The organism is Cellvibrio sp. ARAG 10.3, assembly GCF_051846955.1.
Taxonomy (GTDB): Bacteria; Pseudomonadota; Gammaproteobacteria; order Pseudomonadales; family Cellvibrionaceae; genus Cellvibrio.
In genome coordinates this window covers 1-22,085 of the sequence record NZ_JBPYCU010000015.1, presented here as the reverse complement: position 1 = coordinate 22,085, position 22,085 = coordinate 1, and the positions used below count along the sequence as shown (strand labels likewise).

Here is a 22,085-nt window from a genome sequence, read left to right as displayed (position 1 = left end):
AAGAGTTGGGGAGTTATCCCATGCGAATTAAAAATTTATTATCCATAGTAAAGATAAAAACACCATTAGCATTATTCACTGCTTTGATGTCATTGGGTATTACACACAGTGTGATGGCTGCACCTGCACAGGCACCACTCTTTTTGACTGCTCCCGTGCGACCTCTAATGATGTTAAACATGTCTAATGATCATCAACTGTTTTTCAAAGCCTATGATGATTATTCGGACTTAGACGACGATGGTTTTGCTGATACAACTTACAAAAATACCTATGATTACTATGGTTATTTTGATAGCCAGAAATGCTATACATACGACGCAACGAATGGTCGATTCAATCCGAGTGGTTTTGGTGTTATCTCCGGAAATAGCGGCAGATACTGTAATAATGGCTCCACAACAAATGAATGGAGCGGTAACTTTCTGAATTGGGCCACAATGACCCGCATAGATGCTGTGCGAAAAATTCTTTATGGTGGGTTACGTTCAACCGATACCGGCGCGATGACAATATTGGAGAGAGCATACTTGCCGCAAGATGCTCACGCGTTTGCAAAATACTACAACGGAAGTGATATAGACAAATTGACTCCGTTTGATACTTCATCTTCAAGGGGGGGGATTACTAAAGGGGCGAATACTAGTGCTTCCGGTATAACGATTTGTAATACGACTGAACCGACTAACCGAAGTAATTTGTCCCAGTCTGACAATGGTGCTCCACGTATGAGGGTGGCGCGAGGAAACTTCTCTTTGTGGGCAAGTAACGAACGTTGGCAATGCCGTTGGGGACAGGGTACAAATGATAACCAGCCGACATTGAGTGGTATTAACGCTTATTCATATAGTCCAACAACGGCTGACAACCGCTTGGGCGGAAGAGATTTTTTGGTTCGGGTTAGAACATGTGTTAATGATACATTGATTAATGACACAAATAATGAAAATTGTAGTTTGTATGGCGAGACTTATAAGCCGACTGGGCTACTGCAAGAGTTTGGTGAAAAAGATGATATTTATTTCGGCTTATTAACCGGCTCATATGGTGCAAATAAATCGGGTGGTGTGCTGCGAAAAAATATAGGCAGTATGACAAATGAGATTGATTTGGATGATGGTACTTTTACTATTCCTACGCAAAGTATTATTGGTACGTTAAACCGTTTGAAAATATATGGTTATCGTTTTGATGATGGCACTTATCATAGCGCGACTGGTAGTGATAACTGCATTTGGGCCAGGAGTTCCTTTGCTGATGGCGATTGTTCCAATTGGGGAAATCCGCAATCGGAAATATATTTGGAGTCATTGCGTTATTTGTCAGGGGCAACAGCAACGACGGGATTTGCCGCGAACGATTCCTCTCGTATATCAGGATTAAATTCTGCTACCTGGGTTAGGCCAATTAATAATACGAACTATTGTGCACCGTTGAGTGTTATTCAATTTAACGCATCGACCAGTTCGTATGACTGGAATCAATTGGGCGGCGCAAGTGACATAGGTATTAGTAATTTGGATGCGCTAACAAATGCTGTGGGAAGCGGTGAAAATATTAATGGTTCCTCGCGGTTTATTGGTCAAGTCATAGGCGGAACTGGTGCTGATGATGGTAACCAATTGTGTACAGCTAAAACTGTGGGGAGCTTGTCGGCTGCTCGTGGTACATGTCCTGATTCGCCCAGATTGGAAGGGGGTTATCAAATTGCTGGCTTGGCATATCACGCGCGTAAAAATGGTATTCCTTTGACTGGTGTTACCGCAGGAACAAATAACCAAACGGTAAGGACATATGGTGTGGCATTAGCGCCAGCGGTCCCAAGGATAACTATTCCTGTACCAGGTAGTACTACTAATAAAGTGACTATTCTTCCCGCGTGTCGCAATCGCATAACTAGCCCGAATGATGCAAACTGCGCAATTGTTGACTTTAAGATTGTGAGTCAAACGGAAACGACTGTGAACGGAGTGTTGACTCGGGCAGGTAGACTTTATGTGAACTGGGAAGATAGCGAACAAGGTGGTGACTTTGATCAGGATATGTGGGGCATTATTAACTATGAGGTAACTCCGACGGTAGTGAGAGTGACAACGGATGTTATCGCGCAATCCAGTGGCGATCCAATGGGCTTTGGTTATGTGATCAGTGGAACTACCTCTGATGGCTTTCAGGTTCATTCCGGTATGAATGGTTTTACAAGGGCAGCACAGGCTGCACCTGCAGGCGCAGTCATTAACGGTTGTAATAATTGCCAAACAGACAACGCAGCTACAACGAATACGTACATATTGGGGACGTCGACCACTCTACCGTTGGAGCAACCGTTGTACTATGCGGCCAAATGGGGTGGATATTCGGATGATTTTATTGAAGATATAGATTTGGGAGAGAGCACCACGCTTACAGATGAGATGTTGAGTGCTGCGATTGCAGCAAGAGATCCTCAAGACACGTATTTTTATGCTACCGATCCGCGTCGCCTTGAGGAGTCCTTAAGAACCGCATTCCAAAGCGTTGCAGCTGATGTTGGCTCTGCATCTGCGGTGGCGACTAACTCTACTAGACTCTCTGAAGGTGATTATCTCTATCAAGCCAGATTCAATAGCGAAGACTGGAGTGGAGAGATACTTGGTTATGCATTTGGTGCCAATGCCAGTTTCTCTGGCACGGCTGATCTAAGTACGAATGGCACGATGCCCACAAGCGATTCAGGTCGCAGTATCTACACCAGCACTACGACAGGTAGCTGGAATACGGCATCGGCGTTTACCTGGGCTAACCTGACAGCTGCGCAAAAACTATCTTTGCGTATCGGTGGAGAAACGGATGATGTGAATGCTCAGAAACGCTTTAATTGGATAAAAGGCGATAGGACGAATGAGGGGGTTGGTGGTCTCCGGGCACGCAAACGCTTGTTGGGAGATATCATTAATTCAAGTCCAGTTTATGCTGGTGGTAGAGATATGCGTTATAGCCGACTGCCTGTAGGCGGCAATTCATATAACGCGTTTTTGCAAGTTAAAAGAGGATATGAGCCAAGAATTTTTGTTGGTGCGAATGATGGGATGTTTCATGCGTTTGAGGCCGACACCCTTGAACCTATTTATTCTTATGTGCCGGAAGGTGCTTATCCTAAATTGGCCGATCTGACGTTCCCTAACTATGGTCGCAGCGATAATCCGCATCAGTATATCGTTGACGGACCTGTGACAGTTGGTGATGTTTTTATCGATACTGATGGCAATGGTACAGGTGAATGGCGCACCATTGCCGTGGGATCATTGGGTGCCGGTGGGCGAAGTATATTCGCTTTGGATGTTACGAATCCTGATGATGCACCTAAAGTTATTTTTGAGCTCAAATACAGTGCTACAAGAAACCAAGCTCTAGGTCAGTATCCAGAGCTGGGTTATGTAATGGGTAAGCCATTGATTGTTCCAATGAAGAATAATCGTTGGGCTGTAGTCTTTGGTAATGGCAGTGAGGCCGGTGGCTCGCATCTTTTTGTTGTAGATGTCGAGGATCCATACAGTACCAGAACTAAAGTTATCAGCACTGGAGAGGGGATTGGTTTATCAGCGCCAGAGCTTATGCCTAACGGTCTTGGCCAAGCCGAGTGGGGTTATGCGGGAGACCTAAGTGGTAATATCTGGAAGTTTGATTTATTTAGTGATGATGAGGATGATTGGGATGTTGCCTATAAACTTTTCCAGGCTGTAGACGAGGATGGTAATGCTCAGCCTATTAGTGCTCCTCCTACGCTAGGAAGAAATGCTCTGAAAAATAACGCAGTAATGGTGTACGTTGGCACAGGTAAATATTTTGATATAAGCGATAACCAGACGAATGCATCACCTATACATAGTTTTTATGCTATAGCGGATACCGGGACTGCTGTAGATATTAATCGTAGTAATTTGCATCAGAAAACAATTGCAGAGACTAATGGTGTCCGTACTGTTACTAATAATGAGCCTGATTGGGCTGTTGATAGCGGATGGTATCTTGATTTTAATGTTGAAAATGGCGAGAAAGTCACCATCAAAGCGTTGTTGCTTTATGACCGTCTTATTTTTGCTACGTTAATTCCGTCAGATGTGCCATGCAACTATGGTGGAACAAGCTGGCTGATGCAAGTAACAGCTGTTGGTGACAAATATACGGGGAATTACTTATTGGACGAGAACATCAAGAACGATTATTTGATACTTGGTGATCTAGGGTTAGGAATTATCGATAATTCTGACGATGATGATGAAGGCTCTGAGCCCGAGCCTGACGATGGTCCATGTCCTGATGGGACCTCTCCCGCAACTATAGTGAGTAGCGGTTCGGATGGCTCAACGTCCAGTAGAACAGTTTGTTTGCCTGGTGATGCATTAGGGCGGATGACTTGGCGACAATTAAGATAGCGGCAAAAAGGGTTTTATATGAAACAGCACAATGGTTTTACGTTAATAGAAGTAATGATTGTGGTGGCAATACTTGGGATACTTGCCGGTATTGCCTACCCATCGTATATGGAGTCAGTAAGAAAAAGTAATCGAGCTGATGCTAAAGCTTCTTTGAATGATACGGCGCAGCGGTTGCAACGGTGCTTTACTGCCTACAGCGTCTATAATCATGCTAATTGCGCGGTGGCCACCTCGATGGCTGACGGTGCAGAGGTTATTTCACCAGAGGAATACTACTCTATAACCGGTGTGATCTTGGCGAACACATACACCTTAACCGCGACACCTGTGGGTGCCCAAGCGAATGATGCTAAGTGTACAACCTTTACGTTGGATAACTCTGGTGCTCGAGGAGCAACAGGCTCTGATGCTGCAAACTGTTGGTAGTTATTAATACATCAATCCTCATCCAACCCCAACTTCTGCAACCGATACCGCAACGACCTGAAACTAATCCCTAGCTGCTTCGCAGCTAGGGTTTTGTTCCATTTCACCTGCTCCAGCATATTACACAGAATATCTTTCTCGACATCTTGTAAATAATCATCCAACGATGGGTATTCCGCGCAACGGGCCGGGTAGTCAACGAGATTGCTGCTTGAGGATTTATGTGTTGCCGGGTTTATTTTTAATGATTGCTCGCCATGCAACTGCAGGTCTTCTGCTTCAATAACATCGCTGTCGCTCAAGGTAAATGCACGTTCCAGAATATTTTCCAGTTCGCGTACGTTGCCGGGGAAGCCGTAGTCGTTCAGTCGCTTCAATGCATCATTGGATAAATGAGGTGGTGGCAGGTTGACAGCTTCAGCAAGTTTTCTTAATAAATGATTGGCTAGTAGAGGGATATCTTGTCTACGCTCGCGCAGGGCGGGAACAGAGAGTTGGATAACGTTCAGGCGGTAGAATAAATCCTGGCGAAAACGGCCCTCCTGGACTTCTCTTTCAAGACTTTTGTGCGTTGCACAAAGAATACGTACATCGGTTGTTATCTCCTCGGCGGAGCCGACGGCGCGCACGGATTTTTCCTGGATGGCGCGCAGGAGTTTTACCTGCATATCGAGTGGCAGATCGGCAACTTCATCGAAGAAGAGTGTGCCGCCTTCAGCTGCTTGAAACAAGCCGGGTTTATCCTGGTGTGCGCCGGTAAAGCTGCCTTTCTTGTGGCCAAAAAATTCACTCTCCATTAATTCTCGGGGAATTGCACCGCAGTTAACCGCAATAAAGGGTTTGTGCGCGCGCGGGCCGAGCTCATGGATTGAGCGCGCCACTAATTCTTTGCCCGAACCGGATTCGCCACTGATATACACCGGTGCTTGAGAGCGCGCGAGTTTTTGGATACTACGAGTGAGGTCCTGAATAGCAGAAGATTGCCCGATAATTAAGGTGTCGCTGGGCATTTTTGCCGGCGGTAGTTGACTGGATTGAATCGCGGTGGAAACGAGTTTGCGCAGCGTGCTGAGGTTCACCGGTTTGGTAATAAAATCAAAGGCGCCGGCTTTCATCGATTCAATCGCGGTATCCACACTGCCGTGGGCTGTAATGACCGCAACAGGCAAACGAGGATGGTGTTGCTGAATAAATTCCACCAGTTCCAGCCCGTTGCCGTCGGGCAGGCGCATATCCGTTAAACAGAGATCATAGTTTCGCTGGGCGAGATATTGCCGAGCCTCTTTAACGCTGGCGACACTATCTGTGTCGATCTGCATGCGGCCCAGGGTGATTTCCAGCAGTTCGCGAATGTCCGGTTCGTCATCAATAACCAGTGCGCGTTTGTTGCTCATAACAATACCATCGTGTAATACGTTTATTTTTGCCCTGAAGCTTTATAGAGCGCGTTCATGGTGTGCCAGTTGTATATGAAAACAACTGCTGCCGTCTTCTGTGCGACGGTAGTGTATAAAAGCCTGATTGGCTTCGCAAAGTTCCTTGCAAATAAAAAGCCCTAAACCCGAGCCGGTATTCTCGGTGGTAAAGAAAGGTTCGAACAGGTGCTTCATGTTTTCCGGCGCGATGCCGGGGCCGCTGTCTATTACATTAATATAGGGGCGTTGTAATTTTTCATCGACGCCGATTTCAAGAATGACACTGGCTCTGCCACCGGCGATCTTGCTGTAGCGCAAGCCGTTATCACACAGATTATTAATAACCTGATGTAACTGGCCCGGGTCAAACTGGCCGACAATATTGGGTTCCAGGCAGATGACTTTCAGATCCACAGGCTCTGCCCGGCTGTTTTTGTACTCCTCCATAAAACGCTCAATCCAGCTATTCAGATGCACCTGTTGAGGTTGCGCCATTCGGCGGCGGGATAGTTGCAACACATTTTCAATAATTTGATTGACGCGTTTGCAATGACTGTTGATGATTTCAATTAAACGTTGATCATGAGTCGACATGGTTTCCGACTCGCCGAGCAATTGACTGGCATGGCTGATTGCGCCCAGGGGATTGCGGATCTCATGGGCAATGCTTGCGGTTAACCGGCCCAGAGAGGCTAATTTAAGTTGCTGCGCTTGTTGCGCAATAGCCCGGTTATCTTCCACAAAAATCAAGGTATCAGTATTTTCATCGGATTCCAGTGGAGCGAAATTAATTTTTACTTCATCGCTCAATCCGTTATCAATCTTCAGGATAGGTGAGTATTGTTTTTTTGCTTGTTGCCATTGCGTTACCTTGTGGTCCAATGCAGGTACGTCGCGCAGGCTGAGGCGAGAGGTTTGCTCCGGCGGCAACCCCAGGAGGTTGCGCGCCGAATTATTTAATAATTCTATCCCGCGATGTTTATTAAATACCACAATCCCCGTACGCATACGTTCGACGATCATTTGCGCCAGTTTTTGCAGATGTTCGACATGCTGCGCCTGTGCAATTGCCTCTTCATTGCTGCTGCGGATTTTGCGGGTCAGGTATTGAAACGCAATAGCAATGATAAAGATTAGTGCGCCGAGAGACCCTGCCGAAAAGAAAGCTTTATTGTCGAGCGATGAAGTGAAGTACCGATAGGTGCTTTCCGAAATGACCGCGATGCTGGCCAGCGCGGCAAAGAAAATAGCGATCTGTCCGCGTAACAACATGCCGCCCGCGGCGACGGCCACCAATAATAAATAGCCGAGGCCGTTGAGGATGCCTCCGCTGCTGTACATCAGCAAGATGATGGCTACCAGATCAATAAACAACAGGCTGAACAGCTGTTTCTGTGAGGGCAGAAACTGTACCCGCCAAAACATGATCAGGCTGATGAAGTTGATCAAGGTATAGCTGGCGGAGGTATAAAAAAAGATATCCGGGTGATCGTTGCCTAACACGTTCCGGGCGATGTCGCCTTGAAACATCAACAGCAGTACAGCACCCAAAAGCGTGCGGTAATAGGTGTAGACCCGCAGTAAGTCATAAGGGTTATAGGTGGGCGAATTAGGGGCAAATGCTTTCATTGAATCTCATCGATCTTATGTTGGTATTGCGTTTGGGTTTGGCGGTTAAAAATCAGTTTTTGCCTAAACGACCGGATTATCCGACAATGCGCGTCCCTGCGTACTATACCCTTGTTGCCGGTTCTGTATCAGTCGCGCCATTCATGTATTTGACGCCAGCTGCTTCGATACCTTTGGAGAGCCTTTTCTTATGCCACGCCTGACAATCACATTGGCCCAGATCAACACCCTCGTCGGGGATATCCCCGGCAATACCGAGCTGATTCTTGCTGCCGCCCGCCGGGCCATTGATGAACACAACGCCGATGTCATTATCTTTCCTGAATTGACGTTAACCGGCTACCCCCCAGAGGACCTGTTATTACGCCCAAGTTTGGCTCCGCGTATTGAGCGGGCACTCACCCACATTCAGGCGCAGAAGTTACCGATTGCTCTGGTATTTGGCTATCCGCGTGTGAAGGGTGGGCGAGTATTCAATATGGCCGGCGTGATGCGCGACGGTGAATGGCTGGTTGAGTACGCTAAACAGCGTTTGCCTAATTATCAGGTATTCGATGAGGAGCGTTATTTTGACGAGGGTGCCCGCCCCGGTATTTTTTACCTCGGGCAACTGTCTGTCGCACTGAGTGTCTGTGAAGATATCTGGCACCCGGAGCCGATGGCACAGGCCAAAGAGGCGGGGGCGAAACTGATGTTCAACCTCAATGCCTCGCCTTACCATCAGGGTAAGCAGCAGGAGCGGGAACAATTGTTGGCCATTCGCGCCCGACAGGGGGATATGCCAATTGTCTATACGAATCTGGTCGGCGGCCAGGATGAGCTGGTTTTTGACGGCGGTTCCGTGGCGGTGGATGCTCAAGGGCAAGTCTGCTTTCGTGCTCCCAATTTCGAGGAAAACTTGTTTGCACTGAATCTTGATGTGACTGGCACAACCGCCTCGATACCGCAGCAAGAGCTGACTCCCTTACTAAACCCCTTGGCTTCGGTATACCAGGCACTGGTTCTGGGGATGCGCGATTACGTTAATAAAAACCGTTTTAAGGGCGTCGTGCTTGGTTTGTCTGGCGGTATTGACTCAGCATTGACCTTGGCCGTTGCCGTGGACGCACTGGGCGCGGATCGAGTTGAAGCAGTGATGATGCCGTTTCGCTACACCTCTGACCTCAGTAAAAACGACGCTGCAGAGCAGGCGCGACGGCTGGGTGTGCGTTACGGGTCCATCAGCATTGAGCCGATGTATGAGGCCTTCATGGCGGCTCTGCACGAGGAGTTTGCCGGCACAGCGCGCGACACCACGGAAGAAAACCTTCAGGCTCGCTGTCGCGGGGTGCTGCTGATGGCGATCTCCAACAAAAAGGGTTATCTCGTTCTTACCACGGGCAATAAAAGTGAGATGGCGGTGGGTTACTCAACACTCTACGGTGATATGGCGGGCGGGTTTGATGCCTTGAAGGATGTGCCCAAAACCCTGGTATTTGAGCTGGCTCGTTATCGCAATACGTTGAATGAAGTCATTCCGTCGACTGTTATCAGTCGTCCGCCCTCGGCTGAGCTGGCTCCTGACCAGAAGGACGAAGACAGCCTGCCACCCTACGAGATCCTCGATCAGATTCTTGCGTTGTATGTGGAACAGGATTACAGCGCTGAAGCCATCATCAGTCGGGGGTTTGACCGAGCGACGGTGGAGCGAGTGGTGCGCCTGGTGGATGTCAATGAATACAAACGGCGGCAGGCGCCTATCGGGGTTCGTATTTCCCAGCGAGGTTTCGGCCGTGATCGCCGTTATCCTATCACCTCCGGTTGGAAGCCGGGCGAATAACCAGGCACTTGTGATGGACGAAAAAAATCCGGGGCTTGCCCGGATTTTTTTATCAGCTGCGATCAGGTCGCGCTGGCTTCTGGTACTCAGGATTGTAGAGGTCCCGGGTATCAAAGCCTGGTGGGTCGCGCTTGTCGAACAAGCCAAAGGTCAAGCGGCTGATCCAGGAACGCTCGTCGCTACCGTAGCGAAATCTGTCATTGAACTGGCCATTGCTGTCGAGTACGGGATGGTTGGGATAGTTGGTGCGCAAAATGGCGAGCATCTGCTCGGCAGCGTCTTCCATCTTTAACTCTTTATAGCCTTGTACCATCACAGCCAGGGCGTCGGGAATGGCCGGTGTGCGCGGGTAATTCTCCAGGACATAGCGACCGCGGGCTGTGGCAGCGAGGTAGGCGCCACGCTTGAAGTAATAGTTAGCCACGTGGATTTCATAGCGGGCCAGCAGGTTACGCAGGTAAAGCATGCGTTTCTTGGCATCGGCAGCGTAGGCACTGTCAGGATAGCGATTCAGTAACTGGGAAAAATTAGCCAGGGATTCGCGTGCAGCACCCGGGTCGCGCATGGTCAGGTCGGTGGGCAACACCCGTTCGAACATCCCTTTGTCTTTAGTGAACGAGCTTAGCCCCATCATGTAGTAGGCGTAGTCCACATTCCGGTGCTGGGGATGCAGGCGGATAAAGCGGTTGGCCGTCGCAATGGCGGCGTCCGGGTCATTGGACATATAGTAGGCGTAGATCAATTCCAACTGGGCCTGTTCGGCATAGGTACCAAAAGGAAAGTTTTCTTCAAGGGTCTGCAAGTTTTTAATCGCGGTTTCCCACTGGCTGCGATTCAGTTGGGTAGTGGCCGCATTATAGAGATCCGCCTCCGTGGTGTACTCGGGCTCTTTCGGGGTGCTGGAGCAGGCTGTCAGCAAGATCAGGGCGCTGAGTAGCAGGAAGTGCATAACACGCATAGTGGTTTAAACTCGCATCTTGTTTCAGGAAAGTGCCGCCATTGACTGGCGGCGGGTATTTAAACACAGAGCTTGCCGATACCAAAGTGGCAATCACCGTTCTGTGTTGCTGGTCCTTATGAGTGGTTTTTATTCCGGCTCCAGCTTTTGGATCGCTCATGGTGTAAGCTGGGCGACTTTTTTAGTCAGAGGTTTTGCTACGCAATGAAAGAAGTGCTTGAACACAGCGCCCAGGTTCCGCTCACGATGGGCGGCATGCGGTTCGACCAAGTGGCCTCGGAGTTGTTCCCCGATTTCTCCCGTTCGCGCTTGCAGACCTGGATTCGCGATGGCCAATTGACCCTGGACGGGCGCACTGCCAAGCCCAAAGACAAGCTCATCGGCGGCGAACACCTTGAATTACGGGCTGAACTGGAAGCGCAGGGCACCTGGGAGCCGGAAGCTATCGACCTCAATATCGTCTATGAAGACGATCACCTGATGGTGATCAACAAGCCGGCAGGGCTGGTGGTTCATCCCGCCGCCGGTAATCAGACTGGCACCCTGTTGAATGCTTTGCTTAATCATTGCCCGGACCTTATCAACGTACCCCGTGCCGGTATCGTACATCGTCTGGATAAGGAAACCACCGGCCTGATGGTAGTCGCCAAAACCTTGCAGGCCCACGCCGATCTTGTTGAGCAACTGGCAGATCGCACCGTCAGTCGGGAGTACGAAGCGGTAGCGGTAGGCGCGATGACCGGTGGTGGCACCGTTGATGCGCCGATGGGACGCCATCCAACTCAGCGCAAATTGATGGCGGTATTGAGTCATGGCGGTAAGCGGGCAGTCACTCACTATCGGGTGCTGAATCGTTTCCCTCACCACACTCATATCCGGGTTCGCCTGGAAACGGGCCGTACCCACCAGATTCGTGTTCACATGGCGCACATCCAATTTCCGTTGGTGGGTGATGCAACCTACGGGCGGCGTTTCAAGATTCCCAAGGGCGCTAATGATCACTTGATCAATGTGCTGAAACACTTTCCCCGCCAGGCTTTGCATGCAGCGACCCTGGGCCTGGAACATCCGGACACCGGTGACTATTGCGAATGGTCTAGTCCATTGCCGGATGATTTTCAGCAACTGCTGGATGCGCTCAAGCATGGTTATAACGACGAAGACTAAGGCGGGCGGATGATGAGCGCTGGAGGTTCTCTCACGTTGAACTGGCCCTTGCCCTCCACCGTGCGCGCGTGCATCACTACCCGCCGGGGTGGTGTCAGCCAGGCACCTTACGAGAGTAATAACCTCGCGTTTCATGTGGGCGATGTGCCCGCAGCGGTAACGGCTAACCGTCAACATCTGTGCGAATCTCTTGGGCTTGAAAAGACGCCGCAATGGCTGGAACAAGTCCATGGCGTCAAAGTGGCCATGGCCCAGGCGGGTGGCCAGGTAAAAACAGCCGACGCCTGCTACACCGCCGAACCGGGGTTGGCTTGTGTCGTCATGACCGCTGACTGTCTGCCGATTCTGGTTTGTGACCAACAGGGCACCCAGGTTGCTGCGATCCATGCCGGGTGGCGCAGCTTGGCCAAAGGCATCATCGCGCGCACGCTGCAAAAATTTAGCGGTCCCAGTGCGCAGCTCATGGCTTATCTCGGTCCAGCCATCTCCCAACCGCATTTTGAAGTCGGGATCGAAGTGCTTGAAGCGTTCTTCAAGATGGCCCGCAACGCCCAGCACAGTGACGATATCGCCCAGGCGTTCAAACCCGGACTGCGCCCATTGCACTTTTATGCCGATATTTACGCCTTGGCACGCGCTGAACTCAATGCTCTTGGCGTAAGTGCTATCTACGGTGGCGACTATTGCACCTACGCCGATAGCGATCGTTTTTTTTCCTATCGCCGTGATAAAACCACAGGCCGAATGGCGAGCCTGATCTGGTTGGCTGACTCGTAATGCTCACTCACTAGCGTATCTTTTGTTTCGTTGATATACCGCAACGACTACCTGGTCACGGTTCGGCACCATAACCTTGCTTGATTTCACTCATGGTGTCCCCATTTTGAAGTCATTCTTTCCCGACTTATTCATTCGAGGTAAGCATGCGTATTGATCGCCTGACCAACCAATTACAAACCGCTTTATCTGATGCGCAATCCCTGGCCATTGGGCGGGACCACAGCCAACTGGAATCACTGCATGTGCTCCAGGCAATGTTGGATCAGCAAGGGGCAGGTACGGTGCGTCTCCTGCTTAGCCAGGCGGGGTTTGACGTCGCGGGTTTGCGTAATGCATTGCTAAAAACACTGGAACAGTTGCCGCGTATCAAGAACCCCACCGGGGACGTCAATATGTCCCAGGAGTTGGTGCGTTTATTGAATCTGGCGGATCGTCGTGCGCAAAAGGCCGGGGATAAATTCATCTCCAGTGAAGCGGTGTTACTGGCGGCGATGGACGACGGTGACAGCCAGATCGGCAAATTGTTGAAAGAGTTTGGCAACACGCAACGGCTTGAGCAAGCAGTGGCCAAGGTGCGGGGTGGCGAAACGGTGGATGATCCAGAATCTGAAGGCAACCGGCAGGCATTGGAGAAGTATACGGTGGATTTAACCGCGCGCGCCGAGGCCGGAAAGCTGGACCCGGTGATCGGTCGCGATGACGAAATTCGTCGTACGATTCAAGTGTTGCAACGGCGCAGCAAAAACAATCCGGTCCTGATCGGCGAGCCAGGTGTGGGCAAAACGGCAATCGTGGAAGGCTTGGCCCAGCGCATCATCAACGGTGAAGTGCCGGAAGGCTTAAAGAATAAACGTCTGCTCGCCCTGGACCTGGGGGGACTCTTGGCTGGAGCGAAATTTCGCGGTGAGTTTGAAGAGCGGCTTAAGTCGGTTATTAACGAACTCAGTAAGCAGGAAGGACGGGTCATTCTGTTTATTGATGAATTGCATACTATGGTCGGCGCCGGCAAGGCGGAGGGCGCGATGGATGCAGGCAACATGCTCAAACCGGCCCTGGCGCGTGGCGAATTACATTGCGTTGGAGCGACCACCCTGGATGAATACCGGAAATTTATTGAGAAAGACGCAGCCCTTGAGCGCCGCTTCCAAAAGGTATTGGTCGACGAACCTAACGAGGCAGATACCATTGCTATCCTGCGCGGATTAAAGGAGCGCTACGAAGTTCACCACGGCGTCGACATCACCGATTCGGCGATTATTGCCGCCGCAAAATTGTCTCAGCGTTACATCACGGATCGTCAGTTGCCCGACAAGGCTATCGATTTGATTGACGAAGCCGCCAGCCGTATCCGTATGGAAATTGACTCCAAGCCGGAAGAGCTGGACCGCCTTGAGCGCCGCTTGATTCAATTGAAGATTGAGCGCGAAGCGGTAAAAAAAGACGAAGATGAAGCCAGCAAAAAACGCCTGGAAAAGATTGATCAGGATATCGCGAAATTCGAACGCGAATATGCGCATCTGGAGGAGATCTGGCGCACTGAAAAAGCGGCGTTGCAAGGCTCTCATGAAATTAAAAGCCATTTGGAGCAGGCTCGCCTGGATCTGGAATCGGCGCGTCGTGCAGGCGACCTTGCGCGGATGTCTGAGTTGCAGTACGGCATTATTCCGCAACTGGAAAAACAATTGGACATGGCCAGCCAGGCTGAGATGATGGAGATGAAGTTACTGCGCAATAAAGTCACGGAAGAAGAAATTGCCGAAGTGGTTTCCAAGTGGACCGGCATTCCAGTATCCAAGATGCTCGAAGGCGAGCGGGAAAAATTGTTGCGCATGGAAGACGCCTTGCATAAACGCGTGATCGGCCAGCATGAGGCGGTTGTTGCTGTCGCGAATGCGGTACGTCGCTCGCGTGCAGGACTTTCCGATGCGAATCGACCCAATGGGTCTTTCCTGTTCCTCGGCCCGACCGGGGTGGGTAAAACGGAATTGTGTAAATCCTTGGCAGAATTTTTATTCGACACCTCGGATGCCATGGTACGTATCGATATGTCCGAGTTTATGGAAAAGCATTCCGTTGCTCGTTTGATCGGGGCACCCCCCGGTTATGTGGGTTATGAGGAGGGCGGTTATCTAACCGAAGCGGTGCGGCGCAAACCCTATTCGGTGTTGTTGCTGGATGAAGTTGAAAAGGCGCACCCGGATGTCTTCAACATTTTGCTTCAGGTACTGGAAGACGGTCGTTTGACCGACGGCCAGGGTAGGACCGTGGATTTCCGCAATACAGTTATTGTTATGACCTCAAACTTAGGTTCAGACCGCATCCAGGAGCTGGCCGAAGATAAATCTTTTGACACAGTGAGCTTTGACGGTCTGCTCAATGATGATGCCAACAATTCCATCAACAACGAGAATCGTTACAACGCGATGAAGGATGCCGTGATGGAGGTTGTTACCGGGCATTTCCGTCCCGAGTTTATCAACCGGATTGATGAAGTGGTTGTGTTCCACCCACTGGGGCGCGAGCAGATTCGCGGTATTGCCGATATCCAGTTGGACCTGTTGCGCAAACGTCTGGCTGAGCGCGACTTGAGTCTGGATTTGGATGACGAGGTGATGGATAAATTAGCCAAGGCTGGCTTTGACCCGGTCTACGGTGCCCGTCCACTAAAGCGAGCTATCCAGCAGCAGGTTGAAAATCCTTTGGCTCAGGAAATACTGGCCGGCAAGTTCATGCCAGGAGACACGATCTTTGCGGGATTAAAAGGCGATAAGTTGGTTTTTTCCCGTAGTAAAGCGGAACTCCTTGGCGAGAAACGGATGCATTGATAACAAAAAAGGCCATCGCAAGATGGCCTTTTTCATTCGGCGCTCGGTATTAACAGCTTTCATCAATAGCTTGTTGCGTCGACTGTATACGCTCCTGTTGTTCCTCGGGAGTCAGATAGTGAAATGAACCGTCCTCCCCCTTGACCTTGACGCGTCCGAAATTCTGCAATGTCTCCATGTTCTTGCGCGCGGCGGCGCAGCGGGTGGGATCTTTTAACGCTTGTGCTACATTTCCTTCAGCCTGTTTTTGTGCAGCGACTGCCGCAGCGTCCGCGTTATTTGTGGGCGTGGCTGATTCGTAATTGACCGGTTCGCTGTGGCCGGTTTTTGGCTTGATAACTTCAGTTTGCGTGTTTTTGGGTGGGTGCTCACTGAAATGTGTAACACCATTTTCATCAACCCATTTATAGACTTTGGCGGCAAACACCTGGCCCGCCAGTGTCAGGCTGGCCATACAAAGAGCGAAGACAAACAAACGTTTCATGGATAAGACTCATTGTTTTACGGGTAATGCATCAACTATAGCTGCTTATGGGCAAATAGCGGAACAGGAAAGCTGGAAACTGTGACAGTTTGCCAGTCTAATACCGGCGGTGAAATGGCTGGAATCAGGAAAATCTCCGCATCTTCCCTTGACTTTGGTGACTATCTTGCCAAAATTGCCAGTTCGCAAGATGGCTTGTAGATCCAGTCGATAACCTCGGCACCACAGTCTGCTTCCGGTAAGTCACCCGCTTATCGAACCATTCGCAATCGCGAAGGCGCGTCCACCGACGACGTCTGCCCTGCTGGCCACCGCAATCGCTACCCGCGCGGGGGCAGGGGAATCTGGTTAATCACACTGTCGATGATGCACAGGGCGACTCCCGCATTGGGGTAAAGTCGGACCTGTGCGTTGCCATTTCTGTTATCGCGCAACTCTTACTCCTGTAACTTGCGCAATTTACGTTTTTAAAGGGGAATCAAAGTGGAAATGCTCTCAGGCGGAGATATGTTAATCCGCGCGTTGCGAGACGAAGGTGTTGAATACATCTTCGGCTACCCGGGCGGTGCTGCATTGCATATCTACGACGCTATTTTCAGGCAGCAAGATGTCAAGCACATTCTGGTGCGCCACGAGCAAGCCGCCACCCATATGGCGGATGCTTATTCACGCTCCACCGGTCGAGTGGGTACGGTGCTGGTGACATCCGGTCCCGGTGCGACCAATGCCATTACCGGCATCGCCACTGCCTATATGGATTCCATTCCTATGGTGGTCATCTCTGGCCAGGTCCAAAGCCATTTAATCGGTGAGGATGCTTTCCAGGAAACCGATATGGTGGGTATCTCCCGCCCGATCGTAAAGCACAGCTTTATGGTCAAGCACGCCAGTGAAATTCCCGAGATCGTCAAAAAGGCCTATTTCATTGCTGCTACTGGCCGGCCCGGCCCGGTTGTGATTGACGTGCCCAAGGATATTACCCATCCGGCCCAGACCTTTCCTTATGAGTACCCGGACAAGGTCAAAATCCGTTCCTATACACCGGCAACCCGTGGCCACTCGGGGCAGATCAAGAAAGCGGTGCAATTGTTGTTGGGCGCCAAGCGCCCGGTCATTTATACCGGTGGCGGTGTAGTGCAGGGCAATGCCTCTGAATTGCTGACGCAATTGGTTCAACTGCTCGACTTTCCATGCACCAATACGCTCATGGGGTTGGGGGCTTACCCGGCGACGGACAAGCGCTTCCTGGGCATGTTGGGGATGCACGGCACCTTTGAAGCCAATACCGCCATGCACCACAGCGATGTGATCCTGGCTATCGGCGCGCGCTTTGATGATCGCGTCACCAACACGGTGAGCAAATTCTGCCCTAACGCCAAGATTATCCACGTGGATATAGATCCTGCGTCTATCTCCAAAACGGTTGTTGCGGATGTACCTATTGTCGGTGCAGTCGATAGTGTTTTGAGCGAGATGCTGGCATTGATTCAGGAAACTGATGAACGTCCGGATGCGGAGGCCATTGCGGCCTGGTGGAAACAGATCAATGAGTGGCGCGAGCGGCACGGTATTTACACCAAACCCCGTTATGACACGGCCAGCGAACTGATTAAGCCCCAGGATGTAATCAAAGCCATTTGGGACGTCACCCAAGGCGATGCATTTGTGACGTCAGACGTAGGTCAGCACCAGATGTTTACGGCGCAGTACTACAAGTTTGACAAGCCGCGTCGCTGGATTAACTCCGGTGGCCTTGGCACCATGGGCTTTGGTCTGCCCGCCGCTATGGGGGTGCAGATTGCTCATCGTGATGCCACAGTGGTGTGCGTAACCGGCGAAGGCAGTATCCAGATGTGTATTCAGGAGTTGTCTACCTGTACTCAATATCATCTGCCTGTGAAGGTGATTTGCCTGAACAACCAGGCGTTGGGAATGGTGCGCCAGTGGCAGGATATGCAGTACTCCAGCCGCTATGCCGAAAGCCTTTACGAAGATTCGTTACCCGACTTTATTAAACTGGCTGAGGCATATGGCCATGTCGGTATGCGCGTGACCAAAAAAGAAGAGCTCAAGGCGAAACTGGAAGAGTGTTTTGCATTGAAAGACCGGGTGGTATTTATGGACATCATGGTGGATCAATCCGAGCATGTTTATCCGATGCAGGTTGCCCCCAATGGCTCCATGCGTGACATGTACCTGAGTAAGACGGAGCGTACCTGATATGAGACGTATCATTTCTGTATTGATGGAAAATGCTCCCGGTGCATTGTCTCGCGTTGTCGGTTTGTTTTCACAGCGCGGTTACAACATCGAGAGTTTGACTGTAGCGCCCACGGAAGATCCTACGTTATCGCGTTTAACACTGACGACCTTGGGTGATGACCACAAGATTGAACAAATCACCAAGCATCTGAATAAGTTGATTGATGTGGTGAAGCTGGTTGACTTGACCGAAGGTGCTCACATTGAACGTGAACTGATGTTAGTAAAAGTCAAGGCGGCGGGCGCGCAGCGTGCCGAGGTAAAGCGTTGCGTGGATATCTTTCGCGGACAGATCGTGGATGTAACGAGTTCGCTCTACATCATCCAGATCACTGGGGCGAGCGATAAGCTGGATGCGTTTTTGCAAGCGGTCGGTGACGCGGCCATTCTCGAAGTGGTGCGTACCGGTGTCAGCGGAATTTCTCGCGGTGAGAAAGTGCTGAGTTTATAAGTCTGTCTTGCTCCTCAAAAAACCGATCAGTGAACGCTGGTCGGTTTTTTTATTCTTCTATCGCCAGGTCCTCTGCCGGCAATTGTTGCCAAAAGGCGCTGATGATCGGACTCCTGAGCCGTTTTTCCATCACGCAAATACCCAGATCATAAGGCCCCAGATCCGGTTGGTGATCTAATGCCTGCACCCGATCCGCCAAGGGACTGTTGTCCAGCACAATCTTTGGCAATACCCCCACACCAAAACCCAGGCTCACCATACTGACAATGGCTTCATTCCCTTTTACTTCAGCATAAATATTGGGTCGGATCTGTTGTGCAGTAAACCATGCGTCCAGGCGTTCTCGTGCAAGCCCTTCCTCGGAGATGATCATGGGAATGGTTTGCCAAAAATCCCGTGCAGTGGACGTGGGAGGGTGCCAGGTTTTGTCATTACGCGGCGCAATGAAAATCAACGGTGAGCGTGCGATCAATTTAAAGCTGATACCTGCGGGAAGTTTGTCCGGTTTGGCCGCGATCGCAATGTCTTCATTGCCCGCTAATACCCGCTCAATGGACTGGGCCGGGTCGCCCGTATGTAATTTAATCGCAATCCCCGGGTGGCTGATGCGAAATTCAGTCAGGATATCGAAGAGAAAGCTATAACTGGCGGTGACAGAGCAGTAAATACTTAATTGGCCGCGCAATTGGTCGGCTTGGGCTAACAGTGACTCTTGATATGTATCCCATTGCTGCAACACCTCCCGTGCGAACAGAAGAAAGCTTTGCCCCTCATGAGTGAGCGCCACCGAACGATTATTGCGTTCAAACAGGATTGTTCCTAGATCATCCTCGAGCTGTTTAAGGCTACGGCTGATAGTCGATGGGCTGACATGGCTGGCGGCCGCCGCCCGTCCGAAATGGAGTGTATTGGCAAGAGCGCAGAAGAGCTTGAGTTTGGCGATATCCATAATATTGCGATTTGTGCATCATTAAGTTGCGAATATATCATTTTACGCCATACGAGAAATTTTCTACACTAGCGGCCCTTTTAGTGCTGCGGCCTCTCCGGATGGGCGTGGCAATCCTCAGTGCTCACCTTATTCAGGAGTCAGTCATGCACGTTTATTACGATAAAGATTGTGATCTTTCCATTATTCAATCCAAAAAAGTCGCCATTATCGGTTATGGCTCCCAGGGTCACGCTCACGCGTGCAACTTGAAAGACTCTGGTGTGGATGTTGTTGTTGGCCTGCGTCCGGGTTCTGCAACGGTCAAGAAAGCTGAAGCGCATGGCTTGAAAGTGACCGACGTGCCTTCTGCCGTAGCATCAGCAGACCTCGTCATGATTTTGACCCCGGATGAATTCCAGTCGCGTCTGTATAAAGAAGAAATTGAGCCAAATATCAAGCAAGGCGCTGCTTTGGCTTTCGCTCACGGCTTCGCTATTCATTACAACCAGGTAGTACCTCGTGCAGATCTGGATGTAATCATGATTGCACCCAAAGCGCCAGGCCACACAGTGCGCTCCGAGTTTGTGAAAGGCGGCGGCATTCCGGACTTGATTGCGATCTATCAGGACGCATCCGGCAAGGCAAAAGATCTGGCGTTGTCCTACGCATCAGGTGTTGGCGGCGGTCGTACTGGCATCATCGAAACTACCTTTAAAGATGAAACTGAAACCGACTTGTTCGGTGAGCAAGCGGTACTTTGCGGTGGTTGTGTTGAGTTGGTTAAAGCGGGCTTTGAGACGCTTGTCGAAGCAGGCTACGAGCCGGAGATGGCTTACTTTGAATGTTTGCACGAATTGAAGCTGATTGTGGACCTGATGTACGAAGGCGGTATTGCCAACATGAACTACTCCATCTCAAACAATGCTGAGTATGGAGAGTATGTAACTGGCCCGCGGGTGATCAATGATGAGTCGCGCAAAGCGATGCGTCAGGCGTTGAAAGATATTCAGGATGGTGAGTACGCCAAGAAATTTATCATGGAAGGTGCGACCAACTATTCCTCAATGACCGCGTATCGTCGCAATAATGCTGCCCACCCAATTGAACAAGTGGGTGCCAAGCTCCGCGCCATGATGCCTTGGATTCAAGCGAACAAGATTATTGACAAAACCAAGAACTGATTTCGTGGTCCCAATTGATGTCACAATAAAAAGCGCGGCTAAGGCCGCGTTTTTTATTGGGTGCGTCAGTGCGCCACGTGTGTACAATGTCGCTCTCGCAGAATAAGAGGCTAAGTATGACAAACCAAGAGACAGAGCAAACAAAGGGGCAGGAATCAAGGGAAAACGAAAGTTTATTGCCATTTGATGAACATGTTGAAGAGGTCTCCGAGAATGGCCAGAAGGTGCGCCATCGGGGGGTATACCTGCTACCAAATTTATTCACCACGGCCGCCCTCTTTGCTGGCTTTTACGCCATTATCGCGGCCATGCACGGCAATTTTGATAGTGCAGCCATAGCCATCTTCATCGCGATGGTGTTCGATGGCATGGACGGGCGGGTTGCTCGCTTGACGAACACATCCAGTGCGTTTGGTGAGCAATACGACAGCTTGTCGGATATGGTGTCTTTCGGTTTGGCGCCGGCCCTGGTTATGTTCAGTTGGTCATTACACGATTTGGGTAAGCTCGGTTGGGCAGCTGCGTTTATCTATGCAGCCTGTGCGGCTCTGCGTTTGGCTCGTTTTAACACTCAGATCGGTATTGTCGATAAAAAGCACTTCGTCGGTCTGGCAAGTCCGGCTGCTGCTGCCATTATTGCCAGCATTGTTTGGACCTGGCACAACAGTGAAATGGGTGAGTTAGCAGCAATACCTGCAGCACTGATCACAGCGTTGACGGGATTGTTGATGGTGTCCAATTTTCGGTATAGCAGTTTTAAAAACTTTGATCTGCGTGGCCGGGTACCCTTTGTGGTCATGTTGCTGATCGTATTTGTATTTGCTGTTTTGTTGATTGACCAGGCCAGTGTGTTGCTTACGATCTCGATTCTTTATGGTCTGTCGGCTCCGGTTTTGTGGCTATGGCGTAAACGCAGTCTCATTTTTAGCCGTCGCCATACAGATGGGGACCAATAAACCGTTGTATAAGTGCGCAAAATGTCCGCTTGTTAATCAGATTTGTTTGTTAAATGTTCACCCCAAAAAATAATTGTAAAAAGGAGTTGCGCGGTGCGATAAAGCGGGTATTATGCGCGCCTCTCCAGACGGGGAGCGGTTGAGAAAGGACGAGTTGACCGGCTTGTAAAACTTGAGTGAAATGAAGTGTTTACAAGCGAAAGCGAATGTGTATAATGCGCGCCTCCTTGGAGTGAGGAGAAGGGAAATGGAGCGGAACGCTGAGGCGGAAAGCGACGTGACCCGGCAGCAAAAAAAGTTAAAAATTTTGCTTGCCAAGAAACAAATGATGCGTATAATTCGCATCCCACGGTTGGAGGCGCTGCCCTCGCCGGTTCTTTAAC

General features: G+C 50.4%; 15 protein-coding genes. 10 read left to right on the top strand and 5 right to left on the bottom strand.

The features are described 5' to 3' along the window. Positions 1-20 precede the first annotated feature (20 nt). Positions 21-4,415, top strand: coding sequence for a pilus assembly protein (locus ACSV5M_RS16625; RefSeq protein ID WP_439177495.1), 4,395 nt, complete (start codon positions 21-23; stop codon positions 4,413-4,415). An 18-nt stretch (positions 4,416-4,433) separates the two neighbouring features. After that, positions 4,434-4,844: a type IV pilin protein gene (locus tag ACSV5M_RS16620; RefSeq protein ID WP_439177493.1), complete on the top strand. Its 411-nt coding sequence runs from the start codon at positions 4,434-4,436 to the stop codon at positions 4,842-4,844. An 11-nt stretch (positions 4,845-4,855) separates the two neighbouring features. Here ACSV5M_RS16620 and ACSV5M_RS16615 read toward each other — a convergent pair whose 3' ends face one another. Continuing rightward, the gene (locus ACSV5M_RS16615) at positions 4,856-6,238 is read right to left on the bottom strand and encodes a sigma-54-dependent transcriptional regulator (RefSeq protein ID WP_439177491.1); all 1,383 of its coding nucleotides are present in this window, start codon (positions 6,236-6,238) and stop codon (positions 4,856-4,858) included. A 42-nt stretch (positions 6,239-6,280) separates the two neighbouring features. Next, positions 6,281-7,888: a sensor histidine kinase gene (locus ACSV5M_RS16610; protein ID WP_439177489.1), complete on the bottom strand. Its 1,608-nt coding sequence runs from the start codon at positions 7,886-7,888 to the stop codon at positions 6,281-6,283. A gap of 190 nt (positions 7,889-8,078) precedes the next feature. Between ACSV5M_RS16610 and ACSV5M_RS16605 the strand changes: the two genes are divergently transcribed. Beyond that, on the top strand, positions 8,079-9,707 hold the full coding sequence (locus ACSV5M_RS16605; RefSeq protein WP_439177487.1) for an NAD+ synthase: 1,629 nt from the start codon (positions 8,079-8,081) through the stop codon (positions 9,705-9,707). Between the two features lie 52 nt (positions 9,708-9,759). Here the strand turns inward: ACSV5M_RS16605 and ACSV5M_RS16600 are convergent, their stop codons facing one another. Next, positions 9,760-10,665 carry an outer membrane protein assembly factor BamD gene (locus ACSV5M_RS16600; protein ID WP_439177485.1) on the bottom strand — a complete coding sequence of 302 codons (906 nt, stop codon included), beginning with the start codon at positions 10,663-10,665 and terminating at the stop codon, positions 9,760-9,762. 204 nt (positions 10,666-10,869) lie between these two features. On the opposite strand from ACSV5M_RS16600, the gene rluD reads away from it, so the two are divergent. The 3 genes from rluD to clpB all read left to right on the top strand — a co-directional run bounded on the left by rluD (position 10,870) and on the right by clpB (position 15,437). Continuing rightward, the gene (gene rluD / locus ACSV5M_RS16595) at positions 10,870-11,832 is read left to right on the top strand and encodes a 23S rRNA pseudouridine(1911/1915/1917) synthase RluD (protein ID WP_439177483.1); all 963 of its coding nucleotides are present in this window, start codon (positions 10,870-10,872) and stop codon (positions 11,830-11,832) included. A gap of 9 nt (positions 11,833-11,841) precedes the next feature. Beyond that, positions 11,842-12,609 (top strand): peptidoglycan editing factor PgeF, encoded by a 768-nt coding sequence (gene pgeF, locus ACSV5M_RS16590; RefSeq protein ID WP_439177482.1) that lies wholly within the window; start codon positions 11,842-11,844, stop codon positions 12,607-12,609. A gap of 146 nt (positions 12,610-12,755) precedes the next feature. Continuing rightward, complete coding sequence (gene clpB / locus ACSV5M_RS16585; protein WP_439177481.1) at positions 12,756-15,437, top strand: ATP-dependent chaperone ClpB; 2,682 nt, start codon at positions 12,756-12,758, stop codon at positions 15,435-15,437. A 49-nt stretch (positions 15,438-15,486) separates the two neighbouring features. Here the strand turns inward: clpB and ACSV5M_RS16580 are convergent, their stop codons facing one another. Continuing rightward, positions 15,487-15,921, bottom strand: a complete 435-nt coding sequence (locus ACSV5M_RS16580; RefSeq protein WP_439177480.1) for a DUF4124 domain-containing protein — start codon at positions 15,919-15,921, stop codon at positions 15,487-15,489. A gap of 483 nt (positions 15,922-16,404) precedes the next feature. Between ACSV5M_RS16580 and ACSV5M_RS16575 the strand changes: the two genes are divergently transcribed. Both ACSV5M_RS16575 and ilvN read left to right on the top strand, forming a co-directional pair. Beyond that, positions 16,405-18,141: an acetolactate synthase 3 large subunit gene (locus tag ACSV5M_RS16575; RefSeq protein WP_439177478.1), complete on the top strand. Its 1,737-nt coding sequence runs from the start codon at positions 16,405-16,407 to the stop codon at positions 18,139-18,141. Between the two features lies 1 nt (position 18,142). Then, positions 18,143-18,634 (top strand): acetolactate synthase small subunit, encoded by a 492-nt coding sequence (gene ilvN, locus ACSV5M_RS16570; RefSeq protein WP_087466590.1) that lies wholly within the window; start codon positions 18,143-18,145, stop codon positions 18,632-18,634. Positions 18,635-18,683: 49 nt separating this feature from the next. On the opposite strand, the gene ilvY is transcribed toward ilvN, so the two are convergent. Beyond that, positions 18,684-19,583, bottom strand: coding sequence for an HTH-type transcriptional activator IlvY (gene ilvY, locus ACSV5M_RS16565; protein WP_439177477.1), 900 nt, complete (start codon positions 19,581-19,583; stop codon positions 18,684-18,686). A 146-nt stretch (positions 19,584-19,729) separates the two neighbouring features. Between ilvY and ilvC the strand changes: the two genes are divergently transcribed. Both ilvC and pssA read left to right on the top strand, forming a co-directional pair. Beyond that, entirely contained in the window at positions 19,730-20,746 is a 1,017-nt protein-coding gene (gene ilvC / locus ACSV5M_RS16560) for a ketol-acid reductoisomerase (protein WP_439177475.1), read from the top strand. 86 nt (positions 20,747-20,832) lie between these two features. Then, a complete protein-coding gene (gene pssA, locus ACSV5M_RS16555; RefSeq protein WP_439177473.1) occupies positions 20,833-21,702 on the top strand; it encodes a CDP-diacylglycerol--serine O-phosphatidyltransferase in 870 nt (289 codons plus the stop codon). Positions 21,703-22,085 lie beyond the last annotated feature (383 nt).

Bases quoted from the DNA above. Each gene is read 5' to 3' on its own strand.
- clpB (WP_439177481.1), top strand. From the start codon at position 12,756: ATGCGTATTGATCGCCTGACCAACCAATTACAAACCGCTTTATCTGAT.
- ACSV5M_RS16600 (WP_439177485.1), bottom strand. From the start codon at position 10,665: ATGCGTGTTATGCACTTCCTGCTACTCAGCGCCCTGATCTTGCTGACA.
- pssA (WP_439177473.1), top strand. From the start codon at position 20,833: ATGTCGCTCTCGCAGAATAAGAGGCTAAGTATGACAAACCAAGAGACA.
- ilvY (WP_439177477.1), bottom strand. From the start codon at position 19,583: ATGGATATCGCCAAACTCAAGCTCTTCTGCGCTCTTGCCAATACACTC.
- ilvN (WP_087466590.1), top strand. From the start codon at position 18,143: ATGAGACGTATCATTTCTGTATTGATGGAAAATGCTCCCGGTGCATTG.
- ilvC (WP_439177475.1), top strand. From the start codon at position 19,730: ATGCACGTTTATTACGATAAAGATTGTGATCTTTCCATTATTCAATCC.
- pgeF (WP_439177482.1), top strand. From the start codon at position 11,842: ATGATGAGCGCTGGAGGTTCTCTCACGTTGAACTGGCCCTTGCCCTCC.
- ACSV5M_RS16580 (WP_439177480.1), bottom strand. From the start codon at position 15,921: ATGAAACGTTTGTTTGTCTTCGCTCTTTGTATGGCCAGCCTGACACTG.
- ACSV5M_RS16625 (WP_439177495.1), top strand. From the start codon at position 21: ATGCGAATTAAAAATTTATTATCCATAGTAAAGATAAAAACACCATTA.
- ACSV5M_RS16620 (WP_439177493.1), top strand. From the start codon at position 4,434: ATGAAACAGCACAATGGTTTTACGTTAATAGAAGTAATGATTGTGGTG.
- ACSV5M_RS16615 (WP_439177491.1), bottom strand. From the start codon at position 6,238: ATGAGCAACAAACGCGCACTGGTTATTGATGACGAACCGGACATTCGC.
- ACSV5M_RS16610 (WP_439177489.1), bottom strand. From the start codon at position 7,888: ATGAAAGCATTTGCCCCTAATTCGCCCACCTATAACCCTTATGACTTA.
- ACSV5M_RS16605 (WP_439177487.1), top strand. From the start codon at position 8,079: ATGCCACGCCTGACAATCACATTGGCCCAGATCAACACCCTCGTCGGG.
- rluD (WP_439177483.1), top strand. From the start codon at position 10,870: ATGAAAGAAGTGCTTGAACACAGCGCCCAGGTTCCGCTCACGATGGGC.